General features: G+C 65.8%; 15 protein-coding genes. 3 read left to right on the forward strand and 12 right to left on the reverse strand.

Annotation, left to right across the window (positions count from 1 at the left end; all coding sequences use genetic code 11):
• Position 1 precedes the first annotated feature (1 nt).
• The gene (locus DFLDMN_RS14115; protein ID WP_423195550.1) at positions 2-925 is read right to left on the reverse strand and encodes an SDR family NAD(P)-dependent oxidoreductase; all 924 of its coding nucleotides are present in this window, start codon (positions 923-925) and stop codon (positions 2-4) included.
• 182 nt (positions 926-1107) lie between these two features.
• On the reverse strand, positions 1108-2379 hold the full coding sequence (locus DFLDMN_RS14120) for an MFS transporter (RefSeq protein ID WP_423195551.1): 1272 nt from the start codon (positions 2377-2379) through the stop codon (positions 1108-1110).
• 168 nt (positions 2380-2547) lie between these two features.
• Here DFLDMN_RS14120 and DFLDMN_RS14125 point away from each other — a divergent pair, with 168 nt between their 5' ends.
• A complete protein-coding gene (locus DFLDMN_RS14125) occupies positions 2548-3489 on the forward strand; it encodes a LysR substrate-binding domain-containing protein (RefSeq protein ID WP_423195552.1) in 942 nt (313 codons plus the stop codon).
• Here DFLDMN_RS14125 and DFLDMN_RS14130 read toward each other — a convergent pair.
• Complete coding sequence (locus DFLDMN_RS14130; RefSeq protein WP_423195553.1) at positions 3455-3748, reverse strand: DUF2917 domain-containing protein; 294 nt, start codon at positions 3746-3748, stop codon at positions 3455-3457. The genes DFLDMN_RS14125 and DFLDMN_RS14130 overlap by 35 nt on opposite strands.
• A 277-nt stretch (positions 3749-4025) precedes the next feature.
• Between DFLDMN_RS14130 and DFLDMN_RS14135 the strand changes: the two genes are divergently transcribed.
• Positions 4026-5354, forward strand: a complete 1329-nt coding sequence (locus DFLDMN_RS14135) for a M20/M25/M40 family metallo-hydrolase (protein WP_423195554.1) — start codon at positions 4026-4028, stop codon at positions 5352-5354.
• Between the two features lie 336 nt (positions 5355-5690).
• On the opposite strand, the gene DFLDMN_RS14140 is transcribed toward DFLDMN_RS14135, so the two are convergent.
• The 3 genes from DFLDMN_RS14140 to DFLDMN_RS14150 form a co-directional block, all read right to left on the reverse strand.
• Positions 5691-6494, reverse strand: a complete 804-nt coding sequence (locus DFLDMN_RS14140; RefSeq protein ID WP_423195555.1) for a zeta toxin family protein — start codon at positions 6492-6494, stop codon at positions 5691-5693.
• On the reverse strand, positions 6491-6940 hold the full coding sequence (locus DFLDMN_RS14145) for a hypothetical protein (protein ID WP_423195556.1): 450 nt from the start codon (positions 6938-6940) through the stop codon (positions 6491-6493). Before DFLDMN_RS14145 ends, DFLDMN_RS14140 begins: the two co-directional genes overlap by 4 nt.
• A 177-nt stretch (positions 6941-7117) precedes the next feature.
• Positions 7118-7408, reverse strand: coding sequence for a hypothetical protein (locus DFLDMN_RS14150; protein WP_423195557.1), 291 nt, complete (start codon positions 7406-7408; stop codon positions 7118-7120).
• Here DFLDMN_RS14150 and DFLDMN_RS14155 point away from each other — a divergent pair.
• On the forward strand, positions 7407-8492 hold the full coding sequence (locus DFLDMN_RS14155) for a BamA/TamA family outer membrane protein (protein ID WP_423195558.1): 1086 nt from the start codon (positions 7407-7409) through the stop codon (positions 8490-8492). The two genes, DFLDMN_RS14150 and DFLDMN_RS14155, sit on opposite strands and share 2 nt — an antisense overlap.
• Positions 8493-8543: 51 nt before the next feature.
• Here DFLDMN_RS14155 and DFLDMN_RS14160 read toward each other — a convergent pair whose 3' ends face one another.
• The 6 genes from DFLDMN_RS14160 to DFLDMN_RS14185 all read right to left on the reverse strand — a co-directional run bounded on the left by DFLDMN_RS14160 (position 8544) and on the right by DFLDMN_RS14185 (position 18315).
• Complete coding sequence (locus DFLDMN_RS14160; protein WP_423195559.1) at positions 8544-9710, reverse strand: ABC transporter permease; 1167 nt, start codon at positions 9708-9710, stop codon at positions 8544-8546.
• Positions 9711-9721: 11 nt separating this feature from the next.
• A complete protein-coding gene (locus tag DFLDMN_RS14165) occupies positions 9722-10876 on the reverse strand; it encodes an ABC transporter permease (protein WP_423195560.1) in 1155 nt (384 codons plus the stop codon).
• A gap of 13 nt (positions 10877-10889) precedes the next feature.
• The gene (locus DFLDMN_RS14170) at positions 10890-11642 is read right to left on the reverse strand and encodes an ABC transporter ATP-binding protein (RefSeq protein ID WP_423195561.1); all 753 of its coding nucleotides are present in this window, start codon (positions 11640-11642) and stop codon (positions 10890-10892) included.
• Between the two features lie 28 nt (positions 11643-11670).
• Positions 11671-12927 carry an efflux RND transporter periplasmic adaptor subunit gene (locus tag DFLDMN_RS14175; RefSeq protein WP_423195562.1) on the reverse strand — a complete coding sequence of 419 codons (1257 nt, stop codon included), beginning with the start codon at positions 12925-12927 and terminating at the stop codon, positions 11671-11673.
• 108 nt (positions 12928-13035) lie between these two features.
• Positions 13036-15594 (reverse strand): hypothetical protein, encoded by a 2559-nt coding sequence (locus DFLDMN_RS14180; protein WP_423195563.1) that lies wholly within the window; start codon positions 15592-15594, stop codon positions 13036-13038.
• Between the two features lie 201 nt (positions 15595-15795).
• The gene (locus DFLDMN_RS14185) at positions 15796-18315 is read right to left on the reverse strand and encodes a hypothetical protein (RefSeq protein WP_423195564.1); all 2520 of its coding nucleotides are present in this window, start codon (positions 18313-18315) and stop codon (positions 15796-15798) included.
• Between the last annotated feature and the right edge of the window lie 23 nt (positions 18316-18338).

The raw sequence follows: 18338 nt of genomic DNA on the forward strand, positions 1-18338 counted from the left end.
CTCAGATGGGGTCCCAGCACACGACGTCGGGCGAGCGCTCGAGGGCATGGAAGCTGGTCTGCATGGCGGGGATCGCGACCTGCGCGATCGACTCGGGGGTCCAGCCATCGCTGCAATGCACCGAGCGGATCGGGCGCGGCTGGCTGAACAGCAGGATCTCGTTGGCACGCACACCGAAAATCTGGCCCGTCACCGCGCTGGCGGCATCGCTGACCAGGTAGACCGCCATCGGGGCGATCTTGTGCGCTTCCATTTTCTTGAGCTTCTCCACGCGCGCCGCTTCTTCCGGCGTGTTGGCGGGAATCGAATCGGTCATGCGGCTCCAGGCGAAGGGCGCGATGCAGTTGGAGCGCACGTTGAACTTCTGCATGTCCAGCGCAATGGACTTGGAGAGCGCCGCGATACCGAGCTTGGCGGCAGAGTAGTTCGACTGGCCGAAGTTGCCGATCAGCCCGGAGGTGGAGGTCATGTGCACATACGCTCCGCCATGCTGCGACTTGAAATGCGGGGCGGCGGCACGGCTGACGAAGAACGTGCCATGCAGGTGCACGTCGATGACGGCGCGCCATTCCTCCTCGTACATGTTGTGGAAGAAGCGGTCGCGCAGGTTGCCCGCGTTGTTGATCACGCCGTCGATGCGGCCGAAATGATCGAGCGCGCTCGCGACGATATTGGCCGCGCCGTTCCAGGTGGTCACGCTGTCGGTGCTGGCGACGGCCGTGCCACCCGCGGCGCGGATCTCCTCGACCAGCCGGTCCGTGACGGCGGTGTCGCCGCCCTGTCCGGTCAGGGACACCCCCACGTCATTGACGACGACCTTTGCACCGGCCCGCGCCAGCGACAGGGAAATGCCCCGGCCGATTCCGCCGCAGGCGCCGGTCACGACGACTACCTTGCCTTCCATCTTGTCTGCCTCGCTGTCCATCGGCACTGCCGCTTTGCCCGGGAGCCTGCGCGCTGGTGCCTGTTCGTTTATGTTCGAACATATTCTGTGGGATGAACATATGGATGTCAAGGCGGCGCGAGTCTGCGGACGGCATGTATGGCCGGGTCGACTTTCTCCGGAACCGTTTGCCGCGCGAGTCCGGCGAAACTGCGGGGCCGGGCTTACGGGACCGACAGCGTCCGCATGTCCCGCACCAGCTCGCGGTCGTCGATCGGCCAGTGCAGGAGGGCGGCGACCACGCCGAGCCCCATTGCGCACAGCCATACCAGGTCGTACGAGTGCGTCGCATCGAACACGAGGCCACCAAGCCATACGCCGAGGAACGAACCGAGCTGGTGGCCAAAGAACACGAAGCCAAACAGCGTGGCGATATAGCGCACACCAAAAATCTGCGACACGATGCCGTTGGTCAGCGGCACGGTGCCGAGCCAGAGAAAGCCCATGACCGCGGCAAACGCATAGAGGCTGCAGGAAGTGAGCGGTAGCAGCACGAACAACGCCATTGCCGAGGTGCGCAGCAGGTAGATGCCGGCCAGCAGGTACTTGCGCGTATGCCGCGCGCCGAGCAGGCCGCACACGTAGATGCCAACGACGTTGGACAGCGCGATGATGGCGAGCGCCGCCATGCCGTCGGTCGGACGCATGCCCTTGTCGACCAGGTAGGCGGGCAGATGGCTGGCGATAAAGGCCAGCTGGAAGCCGCAGGCCAGAAAGCCGAAGTTGAGCAGCCAGAAGCCGGAATGGCCGAAGGCTTCGCGCAGGGCCGGCAGCAGGCGCGGCTGCGGTGCGGCATCGCTGGCCGAACCGGTTGGCGCGCCCGATGCGGTGCGGCCCGGCAGGCGATCGTTGAACGGCAATCCCAGCGGCAGCAACAGGGCCGCGACGATCGCCAGCGTGAGCAGTGCCTGATGCCAGCCCACCGTGGCCAGCAGGGCCTGCGCGGTGGGTACCAGCAGGAACTGGCCGATGCCGCCGATCGCGCCAGCCACTCCAAGCGCCCAGCTGCGGCGTTCCGGCGCCACCATGCGGCTCAACGCGGCATAGACCACGCCGAACGTGGTGCCGGATTGGGCGATGCCGATGCAGACGCCGGCGCTCAGCACGAACGTGTGGTTGTCGGCGGCCTGCGTCATCAGCAGTATGCCCAGCGCGTACAGCACCAGGCCGGCGATCATCACCTTCGACGCGCCGAAGCGGTCGGCAATCATGCCGGTGAACGGCTGCATCAGGCCCCAGGTCAGGTTCTGCACGGCCATGGCAAAGCCGAAGCTTTCGCGGGTCCAGCCGCGCTCCATGATGATCGGCAGCATGAACATGCCTTGCACATGGCGCACGCCGAGCGCCAGACCCATGATCAGGCCGCCGGCGAGCACGATGATCCAGGTCTGGTGCCACCAGCGCGAGGTGGGGGGAGACAGCGCGGAAGAGGTCATGGGTGGGCCAGGGAATGAACGCATGGGCGTGATGGCCTTCATTTCACGTAAGCAGGGCGCAATGTTCAACCGACATTTTTGCCGTCCAGACATTCCCGTTACGCATGGCAGCGGACGAGCGGGAGTCGTGTTGTAATGCTGACGTCGATATCAGCATGAGGGACAGGCATGTCAACGCCACTTGCCAGACTGTTCTCGCTGGACCTGCTCAAGGGATTTGTCGCGGTGGGCCGGCGGATGAGCATTACCCAGGCAGCCGATGACCTGTGCCTGACGCAGTCCGCGGTAAGCCGGCAGATTCGCGCACTGGAGGATCAGCTACGCGTGCAGCTGTTTGTGCGCCAGCACCGCGGCGTGGCATTCACGCCCGAGGGAGAACGGCTGTTTCGCAGCGCCGATGGCGCACTGCAGCAGCTGCAGGATGTGGCTGGCGAGATTCGCCGCAGCGATGGTCATCAGCCTGTCACGGTGACCGCGAGCATCGGCGTGTCGGGGCTGTGGCTGCTGCCGCGGCTGAGCCAGTTGCAGCGCAAGTATCCGCATCTCGACGTGCGCCTGTCGGCGAGCAACCAGGTCAGCGAATTGCGTGCCGACGGCATTGACCTCGCTATTCGCTACTGCCGTGCCGCGGCCGCGCCGCCCGGCGCGTTGCGGTTGTTTGGCGAGACGCTGGTGCCGGTGGCCCATCCATCGTTGGGGGCACACCATGCCGCTTCGATCGACGCGCTGGCGCAATTTCCGTTGCTCGAATTCGACGATCCCCGGCCATGGCTGCAGTGGCGCAGCTGGCTCAACCAGCGTGGCTATCGGCAGGCCAGCAAACGGGGCATCCTGCGCTTCAATCTGTACGACCAGATGATCCACGCGGCGTTGGCGGGGCAAGGCGTGGCGCTCGGTCGCATCGAGTTGCTGGAGCCGCTGATCGCGGGCGCCCAACTCGTGATGGTGGAACGGATGACGGGCGCCGTTCCGAGTCCAAACGCTTATTGGCTGATCCACGCCGCCGAGCATCCGCGCACGGACGTGCGCCGGGTGGCGGAGTGGATCGAGGCGGAAGCGAGAAAGGTCGATGCCGTCACGGCCTCGTTCGCGCGGGGCCAGCCCACCTGAGCCAAGGCATCGCCGCGGCCTGCTCAGCCGAGCGGTCGACGTGACAGACCACGCGATTGTCGCGCCCGGGCGCACTGAGAAAATAATCCCCGGGCTCGACGATACGCAGTGCGTCCCCGGCGGTCAGCACCACGTCCGGCGACTGCCGTGGCTGTCGCGATTCCATGGTGATCCACAACACGCCCTCCCGGCAATGAATGGTCGCGCCGGGCCGCAGGGCCGTGGCATGGCAAGTGTTTTCGATGCGCAGCGTTTGCATGAGAAGCTCCAATAGGCATCTCCAGTGTGGCGTCTGCCCATTCGCGTGCCATGAGAAATCCAGTCACGCCGCATGCGCAACGCGCATGGGATCGTCGCCTTCTCCACCGGCCAGCCCGGGCGCGCGCGCGTGCGTTGCCCATGCGAGACAACGGCATGCGCAAGATCGTTGGCGCTGGCAGAATGCCGAAGGCTCCACGCCGACGGCGTGGATTTTTCATGCGGTACTTACACAAACTTCAGCCCCCATGAAAGTTCGTCGTTGTTCTGGTGCATCCATGCACCGTTCTGCTTCCATTCTCCTGGCCACGCTTGCCTTGGCATGCACCACGGCCAGTGCCCAGGGATTGCAGGTGCCATCCGTATCGCCGGCGGTTGACAGTGCCTACACGCAGTTGGAGGCAGCGCCCGTGGTGAAGAAGGTGCTGGCCGATATCCAGGCCGACGATGCACGGACGCTCGGTGAGTTGAAGACGATCACGCAGATTCCGGCGCCGCCGTTCAAGGAAAAGGTGCGCGCGGAATACTTCCTGTCGCGGCTCAAGGCGCTGGGGCTGTCCGATGCGCATATGGACAGCGAAGGCAATGCCATCGGCATCCGCAAGGGTACCGGCACCGGGCCGAAGCTCGTGGTCTCCGCGCACCTGGATACGGTGTTCCCGGAAGGCACAGACGTCACCGTCAAGGCGCGCGACGGCAAACTTTATGCGCCCGGCATTGCCGATGACACACGTGGCCTCGCGGTGCTGCTGTCGATGATCAAGGTGCTCAACGACAACAACGTGCGCACCACGGGCGACCTGATTTTCGTCGGCAACGTGGGCGAGGAGGAACTCGGCAACTTGCGTGGCATGAAGACGTTGTTCCGCGCCTATCCCGATATCGATGGCATGGTCGGCCTGGAGCCGGGTACCGGGGCGAGCGTGCTGTCGCAAGGGACCGGCAGCCATCGCTATGAAGTTACCTTCCGTGGGCCCGGTGGTCATAGCTTCGGTGCATTCGGCCTGCCGAGCGCGATCCAGGCGATGGGGCGGGCCATCGGCAAGATCAGCGATGTGCGTACGCCGACGGACCCAAAGACCACCTTTACGGTCGGCACGGTGGGCGGCGGCACGTCGGTCAATGCCATTGCCGGCGACGCACGCATGGCGATCGATATCCGCTCGAATGGCACACCTGCCTTGCTCGAGACCGAAAAGCAGATCATGGCTGCGATCGAGGCTGGCGTGAAGGAGGAGAACCAGCGCTGGTCGGCCGAGGCCAAGAACCAGATCACGTTCGAGAAGACCCTGATCGGTGACCGGCCCGCCGGACAGACGCCGACCGATTCCGTGATCGTGCAGTCGGCAATTCGCGTCATTCGCGGCAACAGCAAGGAAAAGCCGGCGCTGCGCGGCGGCAGTACCGATGCCAATGTGCCGATGTCGCTCGGTATTCCTGCCGTGATTCTTGGCAGCGGCGGCAAGGCGGGCGGCTCGCACTCGCGCGACGAGTGGTTTGATCCGGCCAATGCATGGGAAGGCGCGCAACTGGCGACGACCACGGTGCTGGGGCTGGTGGGTGTGGAAGGCGTGGTGCCACCGGTGCTGCCACGGCGGGCCAGGTAGTCGCGTGCTGGCGTTACCTTCCGAGCGCGTGGCGCGGGTCCGGTTCCACGCTGACGGTGCGGCGAGAGATGTACCCCGGAGCGCGGCACGCCGAGCGTGAGTCGCAACGGCTCCCGTCATCATCAGATTGGATGATGACGGGAGCGGAACCCTTGCCGCGCGACGTAGTCGATGGGTGCCCACAAGAGTGGAACACGGATTGCAAGCAGTGGCTGGAAGCAGGCACTAAGGGCAAGGCAGTCAAGCAGAGCCCGAATAGGGGGGCGCCGGACAAAAAAGGGGCACGGCCAATGACGGCCGCACCCTCTGTGCGTCGGGCTTGTGCGTACAGGCGTACTAGTGCATTTGCGCCCCCTTGCCTGACGCGCCATTCGATGCGTTGGCGGGCGGCCTGTCGGAGAACGGTACCACGACATCCAGCCACGCGCGGATCTCGGCGGGAGGATCCTTTTCAGCGCGGATGTCATACAGGACGTCTTTGCCGAGGCTCACATAGCTCGTCGTGAAAGCCTGCGACGGGTCGCGACTGTTATCCACGAGCACTGCCGCATCGGCGATTGGTATCGCATGGCGAATGGCCTGCTGGGTACGACTGAAGCGACTGACGAGCTTGCGCTGCGCGACATCGTGACCGCCTCGCGATACCCTTAGGGCGACGCGCGTGCAGGACAGTGTCGCATTGGAAAGTCCCACGAAGGTCAGCACGACAAAGTAGCCGGCGGCTTGAAGCGTCTTGATCAGCTCGGCCTTGCTTGCATAGCTACCGTCAAATCGCCTGCGCCAATGCGAGAAAACCGTTTCGATTGCAAAGGGCACTTGCTGCGCCGTGGCATGAGCCGTAAAGCTCTCCACACCTTTTTGTGACACAGACATCCATTTGGCGTCGGTGTCGCGCAGTCGAATGGCCCAGGATGGCAGGTCGCCTTGCCCATCGGGCGGAGGCAGGATGGAAGCCATCATGCGGTCTGCATTGATCATCGGCACTTTGAGGTCGCTGGCAAGACACTCGTACCACATGGTGGATTTGCCAGCCCCGTTATGGCCCGCCACGATGATTGCCAAAGGCTTGCCACAACTCCTCGAGCAGATATCTGCAAGGACGTCGGCGTCCAACGTCTGGTTCATCGAAACATCGGTCATGCCGAGACGACCTCCGGCGTGAATGTGTCGCCGATGAACTGACCGCGCTCGGCTCGTCCGTGCCACATGCGTACAACGCGGGAAGGATCGACCGGGTCGGCGACGAAGAGAGCGACATCGTCGCCGAAGTTCAGCTTGACACCGGCGGTACCGAGCCGTTTGACAAACGCCTGGAGCACGACGGCACTTTCCTGGACGCCACGCTCGACTTCTTCGGCGCTGGGCTTGCGCACCATCACCGTTACCGCGCCGCACGTCGACGCGACGTACTCGCACTGTTCCTCCGCCTCGGCGTGATCGACCGGCGGCTCGTGTGTTGCGGCAGTGGTGCCGGCGGTGTTGGGGGCAACGCGTGCATCGGTGGTACTGGCGGCGCTCGTTGCGTCGGCAGCGTTCGTGGCGATGGCGGGATGAAGCATCTCAAGCATCTCAGGCGTGTTCGACATGATCGACCTCTCCAAGGAAAAATGGAGTCATTGACTCCGTCAAAATGTGAGAACGATTCTGCGCCGGAATGTTGGGGTTTGGTGCGCGCAGACACACACCGACACAAAAATCAGAGTCGTCTCATTCGCTGTTTAGCGAAATACAGAGTCATGTATTGCGCTTGCCCGCGAAAAGCTTCATATCGACACGAAGAATTCTTCAGAACGGCGCACCGCGGGCTCGGCTAACCTGCGGCTATCGACACGCTCGCCGGATGATCGCTCGATGCCGCGCTTGCTCCTATCATCGATCCTGCGATCGCTCTCCTCCTCGATCGCGCCATCGATGCCGCCATCGCCCCCGACGCGCCGTAGGTTCCTGGTGCGCGTCCGCCTGCGCAACCAGATGCGAACCCACATGCGCACCCACATGCGCACCCACATGCGCACCCACACGTCCGTCATTGCCGCGCTGGCATCATGCGTCATGCAGGCGGCCATCGCGGCCGACAAGCAGCCGGTGTCGTTCATCGATCCGGAAGACGGCGCCTTCGATACGAGCGACTATCTGCTGCATCACAAGGGCGCCCTGGTGGTGCCCACAGTGATTACCGAGCCGGCGGTGGGCTACGGTGGCGGTCTCGGGCTGATGTTCTTCTCGCAATCGATGGCCGAGGCGGCGGCAAGCACAAGAGCCTCCAGCCATGGACTGACACCCCCCAACATCACGGCCATCGGCGGCGCCTACACGGAGAACGGCACCTGGGGCGCCGGGCTTGCGCACTTCCATACCTGGCGCGGCGACAGCATCCGCTACCTGGGCGCACTCGCCAAGGTCGACGCCAATCTCGACTACTTCGGCCTGCGCAACCAGCCGCGCGCGTACGCGCTGCGCGGCGTGGCGCTGCTGCAGCAGGTGCTGTTCCGGCTCGGCAACTCGCCCTGGTACCTCGGCCCGCGCTATATGCTGTTCGACTCCAGCGCGACCTTCCGCGGCAACGGTGCGCCCGAGCTGGGTAGCATCGAGAAGGACCAGCGCATCGGCAAGGGTGGCGTCGTGCTGGACTACGATACGCGCGACAACATCTTCTATCCGGGCCGGGGCGTCTATGCCGAAGTGGAGATGCAATTCGCGCGCGGCGGCTTTGGCAGTACGCAGTCGTTCGACACATACGACGCGCGCGCCTTCACCTGGCTGCCGGTGGCACGCACGTTGATCCTCGGCCTACGTGCCGACACGCGCTTCTCCAGCGGTGATATCCCGTTCTACGCGCAGCCGTTCGTCGATCTCCGTGGCGTACAGAAGGGCCGCTACCAGGACCGCAACGCGGTGGTCGCGGAGGTCGAACTGCGCTGGGATATGACGCCACGCTGGTCATTGCTGGCATTCTCGGGCGTGGGCCGGGCGTACGGCAGGTGGTACAGCTTCAGCGATGCCAGCACGGTGGCGAGCGTCGGCACCGGCTTCCGTTATCTGATCGCGCGCAAGCTCGGCCTGTCGATGGGCATCGATGTTGCCCATAGCCGCGATCAGAACGCGTTCTACATCCAGATTGGCAGCGCCTGGCATTGACGACCACCGCCCGCCTCCCCGGCGTGGCCGGCCACGCCCGCGTCCGGCCCTTCAGCGCGCCCGCAACGCGTCGACGATATTCATGCGCGCCGCCCGCAACGCGGGCAGGAACCCGCCTATCAGGCCCATCGCCATGGAGAACAGCAGCGTCTTGACGAAGACCGACGGTGTCAGCAGAAAGCGGAACGACAGATCGGCAAAGGTCTGGAAGTTGGTGGTCGAGAACGAGGCAAACTGCATCAGCGCTGCCCCGCACAGGCCGGCGATGCCGCCGGCCAGCCCAAGCAGGATCGCCTCCAGCAGAAACGCCGCCAGCACGTTGATGCGCTTGAAGCCGAGCGCCCGCAGGGTGCCAATCTCCGCCACGCGATTGGCCACCGACGCATACATCGTGATCATGGCGCCGATCATCGCGGCGATCGAAAAGATGGTGGTAAGCGTGACGCCGAGGATATTGATGAAGGTGGACAGCGCGCGCGACTGGTCGCTGTAGAAGGTCTGCTCGCGCTTGGCTTCGTTGGCCAGGCGCGGGTCGACATCGATATCGGCGCGGAAGCGCTCGAACATGTCGCTGCGTGCGAGGCGCACCACCATGGCGGAATAATTGGTACGGCGGAACGACTGCATGAGCTGGTCGACATCGCCCCAGATTTCCGAATCGAAGCCACTGCCACCGGCATCGAAATGCCCGACCACGGTCCAGTCGCGCTGGGCAAAGCGCAGGTGGTCGCCGATCTGCGTATGGCCAAAGCCCTTGGCGATGCTGCTGCCGACGATGATCTCGGAAGACCCTGGCCGGAACATGCGGCCCGCCACCAGGTGGATCTGCGGGCGCAGCGCGACGCCCATCGGGGAGACGCCGCGGATCACCACGTTCGAGGCCTTGTCGGAGCCGAGCTTGTTCAGCGAGAACAGCACCACCGCCTCCTTGGACGACATCGGGCGGCCATCGCCGCCGATCGCTACCGCCGGGTGCATCTCCATGATGCTGGCCTGGTCGCGATAGATCGAGCTCTGGATCTCCGTCTCCGCGCCCTTGCGAATCACCACCACGTTGTCCTGCTCGCCGGTGGTCACCAGTGTCTGCTTGAGGCCGGCATCGAGCATCAGCATGGTGGCGTAGACGAACACCACCAGCGCCAGCCCGCCGGCGGTCAGCGCCGTGGTGAGCCGGCGCGCCCACAGGTTGCGTGCGATGTAGCTGACCGGAATCGCCATGCCGTTGCCCGTCAGCCGATGGCCCGCAGGCCCTCGACGATGCGCACGCGCGCGGCCTGGATGGCCGGCACCACGCCTGCCGCCACGCCCACTGCAAGGGCGCACAGCGCCTGCAGTTGCATGGTCTGGGGTGACACGCTGAATACCGGAAAGACCCCACCCACGGCCTGCTTGAAGAACGCGGCCATGGGCGGCGTGGCCAGCATGCCGAGCGCGCCGCCCACCATGCCCAGCAGGATCGATTCACCGAACACGATCAACGCCAGGAACCCCGGCCCGAAGCCAAGCGCCTTGAGCGTGGCGTATTCGACCGTGCGTTCGCGTGCGCTCATCGCCATCGCGTTGGCCATGACCGCCATGATGATGACGATCACCACGTACGACACCAGCCGGATGGCCGCGATGATCTGGTTGGACATCGCCACAAAGCCGAGCTGGAACGCCTGCTCGGTTTCCGTCAGTGTCTCGGCCAGCGAGTTCTTGAACACCGCATCGACATTGCGGGAAATCGTCGCGGCGTCGTCGGGATTGTCGATGCCGATGACGAACACGCCGACCTGGTCCGCCTGGCGCGCCACACGCTTGCGCACGGTTTCATTGAGGTAATCCCAGTGGAAGATCATCGTGCGCGTGATCGTGCTCGGATCGCGGCCCTCGAAGATGCCACGTACCACGAACTCCCACGTGCCGGGATAGATCGTGCCCTTGAGCGGAATGACATCGCCGACCTTGAACCCATACTGGTCCGCCAGCTGCCGGCCGACCAGCGCCCCCTTGCGGTCGCGCTGATAGTCCACGCGCTGTGCCGGCGGCAGCACGAACTCCGGGTACAGGTCGAGGTAGTTGTCCGAGACCGCGAACTGGGCGAAGAAATTTTTGGGATCGCGATACGTCCCGCCAAACCAGCTGGAGCGCGCGATGGTCGTTACCCCCTCCACGCCGCGAATACGGTTCTCGTAGCTCAGCGGCAACGGAAACACCAGCGAGATGGCATTGCGCGTCACCAGGCGCGCATTCGAGGCCGCCGCGGCGCCGGCGTACCAGGCGTCCACCACGGTCTGCAGCAGGCCGAACGCGAGTACGGCGATCACCAGCCCGAGCAGCGTCAGCGAGGTACGCAGCTTGTGGCGCGTCAGATTGCGGGAAATCAGCTTGAGCCCGTACATGGCTGGTGCCGCCTCAGGGATGCAGTTGGCCACGGGCCGGGTTACCGCTCGTCGGGTCGCCCTTCGGCAACTCGCCCCTGGATAACTCACCCTTCATCAGCTCGCCTTTCTCCAGATGGACGAGCGACCGTGCGGCATTGGCGGCCTGGGCATCGTGGGTCACCATGATGATGGTCTTGCCGAGTTCGCCGTTCAGGCGCTGCATCATGCTCAGGATCTCGGTTGCGGACGCGCGATCGAGGTCGCCGGTGGGCTCGTCCGCGACGATCAGCATCGGATCGGTGATCAAGGCACGTGCAATGGCCACGCGCTGCTGCTGGCCGCCTGACAGCTCGGAGGGGTAATGATCCATGCGGTCGGCCAGGTTGACCATGTCGAGTACGAGCTCCACGCGCGCGCGTCGTTCCGCGCGCGGGAGGCGCGTCATCATCAGCGGCAGCTCCACGTTCTCGAATGCCGTAAGCACCGGCATCAGGTTGTAGAACTGGAAGATAAAGCCGACATGGCTGGCCCGCCAGTCCGCCAGCGCGGCTTCCGGCAAGTGCGTGATATCGAGCCCGTCGACCAGCAGCTCGCCGCTGTCCGGCCGGTCGATGCCGGCAATCAGGTTCAGCAGGGTACTTTTGCCCGAGCCCGACGGCCCCATCAGCGCAATAAAGTCGCCTTCGGCGATTTCCAGCGAGATATCGGTCAGCACCGGTACGATCTGTGCGCCGCGCCGGTACGACTTGGCAACGTGGCGGATATCCACCAGCGGCGTCGTCATGCGCGCACTCCCCGCAACGTTGGCATGCTCATGACTTCCTGGCCGCGGTGACGCGGGTCCCGTCCCGTACCTTGTCGTCGGGCGACAGTACCAGCGTATCTCCCACCTTGACACCCTGCACGGCAATCAGATCGCCCACCTTGGCGCCCGTGGTCACCGGCACTTCACTCGCCTTGCCGTCGCGGATCACGAAGACCACCTGCTTGCCGTCGCGCGTGACCACGGCAGCCGGTTGCACGGCGACCACCGGCTTGCGGTCCTCGGGTGGGGCCGGCCTGGAGAGAAAGGCGATCTTGGCGCTCATGTCCGGCAGTACGCGCGGGTCCCGGTCGACAAAGCGGACCTTGACCAGCACGGTCGCCTTGGAACGATCGACCGTCGGCACGATGCGCGAGACCTGACCGGCAAAGCGCATGTCCGGCAGCGCGTCCAGCAGCAGCTCGCACGGCTGGTTGAGCGTGATTCGCGCGATATTGGACTCGGCCACGTCGGCTTCCACTTCCAGCGTATCCATGTCGGCGATGGTCACGACCGCGCCCTTGGTGTCCGACGCCTGCGAGAACGGCGTGATGTTGTCACCGACGTTGGCATGCTTGATCAGCACCACCCCATCGAACGGCGCGCGAATCACGGTCTGGTCGACCGCCACCTGCGCCGCGCGCGCATTGGCCTCGGCCGAGGCGATCGCCGCGGTGGCGTTGCTGACGGACGCACGCGCCTTGTTGACGCGGGCCAGGTCGGCGTCGTACTGCGCCTGCGAGATGGCCTTGGGCTCCAGCAGGATCTGCGAGCGACGCAGATTGATCTCGGCATCGCTGAGTTCGGCCTTCTGCAGGGCCAGATTGGCCCTGGCCACTCCCACCTGCGCGGTGGCCTGGGCCAGCGTCGCTTCCACGTCCCGGCTTTCCAGGCGGGCGATGACTTCATCCTTCCTGACGCGCGAGCCTTCCAGCACGCCGAGCCACTCGAGCCGGCCCTGCGCCTTGGAGGCCACGGCCGCCTTGCGTTGTGGCACGACGTAGCCAGTGGCATTGAGCAATGTGTAGTTCTGCGTCGGATAGGCGCTGGTCACGGTGGCGGTGGTCACGGCCTGCGGACTTGTCAGGCGCAACCCGATGCCGATCAACAGCAGCACGACCACGGCGATGATCGTGTTGCGCAGCCACGGGCGCCGGCGGCGCGGTACAGTCGCGCTGGCGCTGGCTTTTGCTCCGGTACTCGCCGCGGTACTTGCCGCGCCGGTACGGCGGTCGATTTTCAGCCTGGACAGATCCTGGTCAGCCAATTTGGTGGGCCCTTCCCGATGGGTGAGGACGCCTGACCGTTGGAGATGGGAAATGTCGGGCGTCGCAGAGGTGATCGAGACGGCCAGTATAGCGCCGCGGCCCGCGCTTCAGGAGCCGGCCCGGCTGCCGCCGCCATCGCGCTCGCCACTGGAACTGTCGCTGCGGTCTTCGTAGACCATGTCTTCATCGTCGAAGTCGTCGACCAGGCGGAAGCCCGCATTCTGCTTGGCCAGTGCGGATGGCAGGCTGACCGCGTCGGCGAGCACGACCTGCATGCCACGGCCGGCCGCATACCCGAGGAAGGTGTGCAGGGCAAAGGAGCCGGCGCGGCGGATGGCCCCTTCATGCAACGGCGCGAGTACGTTGGGCGGGGCGCTCACGACGAGGTCGACCTCGGCGACGAGCGAGTGCTGTGCCGGCACCGTGCCGAGCAGGACCGCCACCGGTTTGCCCCGGAAGCTCACCACCACATACTCGGCGTCCTTGCGGTTCTCCTCGATCATTTCCGCCAGGCCGGTGGCGATCGATGCGCCCGCATCCGCCAGGAAATCGCGATTGCCGTAGGCATTGCGCGCGCACGGCGACAGCGCCCGTGCATTGTCCAGCTCCGCCTGATTCGCGGGCAGGGTGAGGTATTGCCGGGCCCAGTTCCGCATGAGTTCGGCAATATCCCGCAGCGCTTCCGTCTGCGTGGCATGGAGGTGCTGCACCGTGAACGGCTCGTGCGAGATGCGCCAGCCGTCGCCGTGCCGCAGCAGGGGCATCACGATGCGCGGGACATAGTCGCGGAGGTTGAGCCGATAGAGCCCCAGTACTCCGCGCCGCCTCAGGGCCGCGGCATCGGCATCCGCCCCGCACGTGTTCAGCAGCTCCGCCGCGGGTACGGCGCGCGCGGCATGCGTGGCCAGGTCCATGGTCCGCGCGAGCGAAAAGCGCTGCAGCACATCGGCATGGCGGAACGCCCGCAGCGCGTCTGCCCGGCGCGTATCGTTGGGTCCGGTCTGGCTCCGCACGGCGGCGACAAAGCGGGCTTCCAGGCCGGCATTGACCCCGGCGACGCCGGTGGTGCCGCTGCCGAGCGCCTGGTCGACGATGCGGCCAAACGAGGCCAAGTCCCAGCGGGCCGGAAACAGTTGCTGGTACAGCGTGACGATGTCGGCGACGCGGGGCATGCAACGCGTCTGCGGCGGAGTCGGCGGCGGTGGCCGCGCGGCCGACGGCGGTGATTGCTCCATGGTCTGCCGCCGCCGGCGTACGCCGGCAAGCGATTCAAGCGGAACTCCGCAGACGCGCGCGGCGGCGTGCACCGCAAAGGGATTGCGGCCGTCGGCGATGGTGCGTTCCAGCTGCATGACGTCGACGTCGGCACGTAGGCGGCCGCTCACCATCGTCTTGCGCCCGGACGGAAGCGGAGCGCCCGCCAGCGCCAGGAAATCCTGGTGCGCCGCCGCCACGGCGGGCGCTGCCGGCAAAGGAAGCGGGGCCGGCTCGCAGAGATGAAATAACGTGTTGACCACCGCGAAGATCGGGATGTCGTTGCATCGGACGCCGCGCGCGTGCCGGCTGGATCGATGCGCCACGCCGAACAGGATGTTCGCAAGTCTGGCAACGCGCGCGGTGGTGGCGTTGCGGATGGATACGGTGTCGGCCAGGTATGCTGGCCACGGCACGGTAGCAGGCGCGGTCGCATGAAGCAGCTGGTGCTGTGCGTCATGCTGGATCAGCTGGATGTCGACGGCCTGATCGACATGAAAGGAAAGCGCTACGGTCAGGTATCGCGCCGCCGCGGTCGGCTCCAGCGTGGCGATCTTCCGCGGCGATGACAGGTTGGGCAGCGCGCTCGCGCCAGTCCCGACCATGCTGATGAACAGATCCGGTCCGTACTCGATAACGGCGCGGGTGTCCGCGTCGACGTCGAACGTGAAGGCCAACTGCGGGATGTCCTCATCGTCGGCATTCCAGTAGCCGCCAAAAACTGCCGCGAGGTCGAACGCGTCGCCGGCGGGAATCGTGCAGTCCGTCGTGCATGCCAGCGAGGTGCGCGTCACCTGTAGCGCGCGGATCGCATCGTGGGCACGGAGCGCGGCAAGTTCGACGGCGGTGCGGCTCCGACGCAGCGTGACGGGGAGCGTGCGCGTGGCGGGTGCGGTAAGGACCCGCATGCTCAGCGACGACGGTATGCGGATCGACGAGATGGCATGGTCCAGGCCGGGCGGCAGACGGTCGATGAGCTGGCCGGGCGCAAAGCACATGCGCTTGCCCTGGAACGCGTCTTCCTCGAAGACGCATGCGGTCGGCAATAGCTTGAGGGAGCCGACATTGCCGAAGGGCAGGCCGCGCCGGGCGAGCCCGGCGTTATCGGTCGACTGGGAAAGATAACGGATGCGCCCGGTGAACCGCGCACCCGACGAGACCGCGACCAGGGCGTCGTCATCTAGCTGGATGCGCCGCACCGGAAACTCGACAAGCCCGCGCTGTTGCGCGAGTTGATGCAGATCGAGTTCACCATCGGGCGCGACACATAGCCGTGGCGGCACCCCTCCCTTGCTGGCGAATACGCAGGCGTCGGCGTGCACGATGCCCGGCCCGGCGATCCAGCCCAATGCCGCGCTCGCGATGGCGATCCGCAGCAGACGAACGGCGCGGGCAAGTCGAAATGGAGCCATGCTGACGATTCCTGATCCGGTACGCCTAGATTCCCGGATCATCATAGGCAGCACGGTCAGGCCGGTATGTGGTCGAACCGCGAGATTTGGGCCAGGCTGCTTGCATCGGCCCGGCGCACGTCGCCGACGTGATCGGCGTGCATGGCACGACAGCGCGGCGATCACCGTGGCACGGTCGCCGCCAAGGACGCCGCACGGTCGTCAGCGTTGCCCGTCGTCGACGATCCTGAAGCCGGTGCGCCCCGACTCCAGCAGCGGCACGTCGGTGGCGGCCTCGGCGCGGATCGACGTCACGCCACGCGCGCGCGCCAGTTGAACGAACGCGTGCAGCACATAGGCGCCGCCGCCGCGCAGTGCACCGTCCACGAGCGGAAACAGCACGTTGAACGGTGCGCTGACGACGAAGTCGATTCGGGCCTCCCGTGGCGTGGCGCGGGCCGGCGGCAGCGTCGCCGCCAGTACCGAGACCGGGCGTCCTTCGAGCCGCGCGATCAGGTAGATGCTGTGCTCGTCGTCCTCGCGGGCGGCGTCCTCGATGCCCATCGCGATCGAATTGCCGGCCGCGGCGAGAAACTGCCGACGGGTGTAGACGGTTTCCATGCGCGCGTCGCGCGGCGTGCCGGCGTCGCCGACAGGCGGGCAACTCGCGGCGGCGGGATCGGCCGCGTCCTGTGCCGGTGCCGTGTGGTGGAGGTAGTCGTAGGCCCACGCCTGCATCGTTTGCCGCAACGAAGCCAGCCGCGTGTGGTCGTGCGGACTGATGATCTCGAGGGAAAACGGGCTGTCGACCGGTTCGTCCCGGCCCTGCCGGTGCATGCGCGGGACCACGACGATCGGACGATACTCGTCGATATCGAGCCGGTAGCTGCCGAGCAGTCCGATCCGCATGAAAGACATCGGCCGCATCATGTCCTGCGGCGCGATGCACGCCGCTGCACCGGCCTCGGTTGCGGCCTCGGTAGCCGCGGCTTCGAGGTCGAGACGGCGGACCACGGCATAGGTCTGCAGCACATTGGCAAGGTGAAAGGCGGCCACCGCGTCCGCCAGGCGCCGGTCGGCGGTGCCGGTGGGGCGCTGCACGACGTCGATGAAGCGGCGTTCGTCCTCGCGGCTCACGGCCGGCACGCCCGTGGCACCGCGCTGCAGTACGCTCTCGATGATGGCGCGGAACTGCGCGAGCGTCCACATGCCCGGAAAGAGCGTCTGATAAAGCGCGATGAGTTCCTTGACGCGCGCCATGCAGGCGCCGGGGTCGGCCGGATTGCCCGGGTGGCGCCGCATGCGCGGATGGAGGACGAAGTCGATCGGTACGCGGCACACGCGCATTGCCGCATACAATGCCGCGGGACCATGCACGTCACGCACGGTGCGCGACAGTTGTGCCGGGGCAGGGAGCGCCTTGGTTGGACCGGCGATCAATGGCGTCGCCGGACGACCGGCAATCAACGGAGTCGCCGGACGACCGGCGATATGGATCATCGACGCCGGCAGCGGCGGCGTGGTCGGCGTCGGCGCCGGACCCGCCGGCGAGGCGCAGGTCTGGATGGGCAGGACATGGAGATCGCCGCAGGGGACTTCACGCACGACGCGACTGCCGGGCTGCGCCACTGCCAGCGTCAACTCGACCAGCGCTGCAGCGCGCGTTTCCGACAGATTGCGAATCGACAGGATATCGCCCGGCGTGTTGCCCCAGGGCAGCTGCAGGATGGGCATGCCTGCCCGGTAGACCTGGTCGGTGCCACGCAGGTACACCTGGATCGCAAGCATCATGCCGGGCAAGAAGGCCATGCCGATCACCGCGAACGGATTTCGGTCCCGGATCGGCAGGCTGGCCAGCGGAGCGGGCTGCGTGCCGGCGGTCACCCTGACATTGCCGTCGTGGAAATGCACACGCGCGATATTGCCGAGCTGCAGCCGCAGGTTGCTCTCCTTGTCGATGCGGAACACGAGCAATGCCATGGCCACGGCGCCTGCATCCTCGGACCAGTACTTGCCGAAGATGGCCGGCAGGTCGTAGGCCTCTGACGAGGGCAGGGGGCACCATGTGCTGCAGTTCACGCGGGTCCGCGCCACCTGCACCGCGCGGATGGCCCGGTCCAGGCGGAGCTTGCGCAGCTCCACGATGCTGGTGTCGCGGTACAGCGTGACCTGCCGCTCGCCGTCGCCGACGCCGGTGAATGCCGTTGCGCTGAAGGACCCCGGCACCTGCAGATAGGAAACCCGCCGGCCCGGCACCGACAGCCCTTCCACACGCTCTCCCGCCGGAATGCAAAGGCGCTTCTCCGTGGCATTTGCCTTGCCGAACAGACACGCGGCGGGGGGGCGCCAGACCACGGAGGCGTGGATCCGGCTCGCGCCAAAATGGGCGAGCTCCGATGCGCTAGTGGTCTTGCGCACGCGCCAGATATGCCGGGTGAAATCCGGCACGTCACCGATCAGCAGTTCGTCGCCGTCGTCGACGCGGATCTTCGCCAGCGGGTATTGAAGCGTGCCCTTGTCCATGGCGAGGCTGTCGAGATTCAGGATCTCGCCCGGTTCCAGGCACGCCTTGAGTGGAAAGGACGGATCGTCAGCGTAGATGCAGGAAGCACCCGACGCAGCCATCGGTGCCGCGCACAGGCCGAGGCAAGTGAGGCGGGTAAGACCGGTGAGTCCGGTGAGCCCTGTGAGCCCTGTGAGGTGGATGAGGCCGGTGAGCCGGCTCAGGCAGGTCAGGCTCATTCGCGCGCTCCATCAGGTGGCCG

This window comes from Cupriavidus sp. H19C3 (assembly GCF_049393815.1).
In the GTDB taxonomy this organism is placed as follows: Bacteria; Pseudomonadota; Gammaproteobacteria; order Burkholderiales; family Burkholderiaceae; genus Cupriavidus.

What these genes read in the sequence shown, in the direction of transcription:
- DFLDMN_RS14115 (WP_423195550.1), bottom strand. Translation starts at nt 925, where the DNA reads ATGGACAGCGAGGCAGACAAGATGGAAGGCAAGGTAGTCGTCGTGACC.
- DFLDMN_RS14120 (WP_423195551.1), bottom strand. Translation starts at nt 2,379, where the DNA reads ATGACCTCTTCCGCGCTGTCTCCCCCCACCTCGCGCTGGTGGCACCAG.
- DFLDMN_RS14125 (WP_423195552.1), top strand. Translation starts at nt 2,548, where the DNA reads ATGTCAACGCCACTTGCCAGACTGTTCTCGCTGGACCTGCTCAAGGGA.
- DFLDMN_RS14130 (WP_423195553.1), bottom strand. Translation starts at nt 3,748, where the DNA reads ATGCAAACGCTGCGCATCGAAAACACTTGCCATGCCACGGCCCTGCGG.
- DFLDMN_RS14135 (WP_423195554.1), top strand. Translation starts at nt 4,026, where the DNA reads ATGCACCGTTCTGCTTCCATTCTCCTGGCCACGCTTGCCTTGGCATGC.
- DFLDMN_RS14140 (WP_423195555.1), bottom strand. Translation starts at nt 6,494, where the DNA reads ATGACCGATGTTTCGATGAACCAGACGTTGGACGCCGACGTCCTTGCA.
- DFLDMN_RS14145 (WP_423195556.1), bottom strand. Translation starts at nt 6,940, where the DNA reads ATGTCGAACACGCCTGAGATGCTTGAGATGCTTCATCCCGCCATCGCC.
- DFLDMN_RS14155 (WP_423195558.1), top strand. Translation starts at nt 7,407, where the DNA reads ATGCAGGCGGCCATCGCGGCCGACAAGCAGCCGGTGTCGTTCATCGAT.
- DFLDMN_RS14150 (WP_423195557.1), bottom strand. Translation starts at nt 7,408, where the DNA reads ATGACGCATGATGCCAGCGCGGCAATGACGGACGTGTGGGTGCGCATG.
- DFLDMN_RS14160 (WP_423195559.1), bottom strand. Translation starts at nt 9,710, where the DNA reads ATGGCGATTCCGGTCAGCTACATCGCACGCAACCTGTGGGCGCGCCGG.
- DFLDMN_RS14165 (WP_423195560.1), bottom strand. Translation starts at nt 10,876, where the DNA reads ATGTACGGGCTCAAGCTGATTTCCCGCAATCTGACGCGCCACAAGCTG.
- DFLDMN_RS14170 (WP_423195561.1), bottom strand. Translation starts at nt 11,642, where the DNA reads ATGACGACGCCGCTGGTGGATATCCGCCACGTTGCCAAGTCGTACCGG.
- DFLDMN_RS14180 (WP_423195563.1), bottom strand. Translation starts at nt 15,594, where the DNA reads ATGGCTCCATTTCGACTTGCCCGCGCCGTTCGTCTGCTGCGGATCGCC.
- DFLDMN_RS14185 (WP_423195564.1), bottom strand. Translation starts at nt 18,315, where the DNA reads ATGAGCCTGACCTGCCTGAGCCGGCTCACCGGCCTCATCCACCTCACA.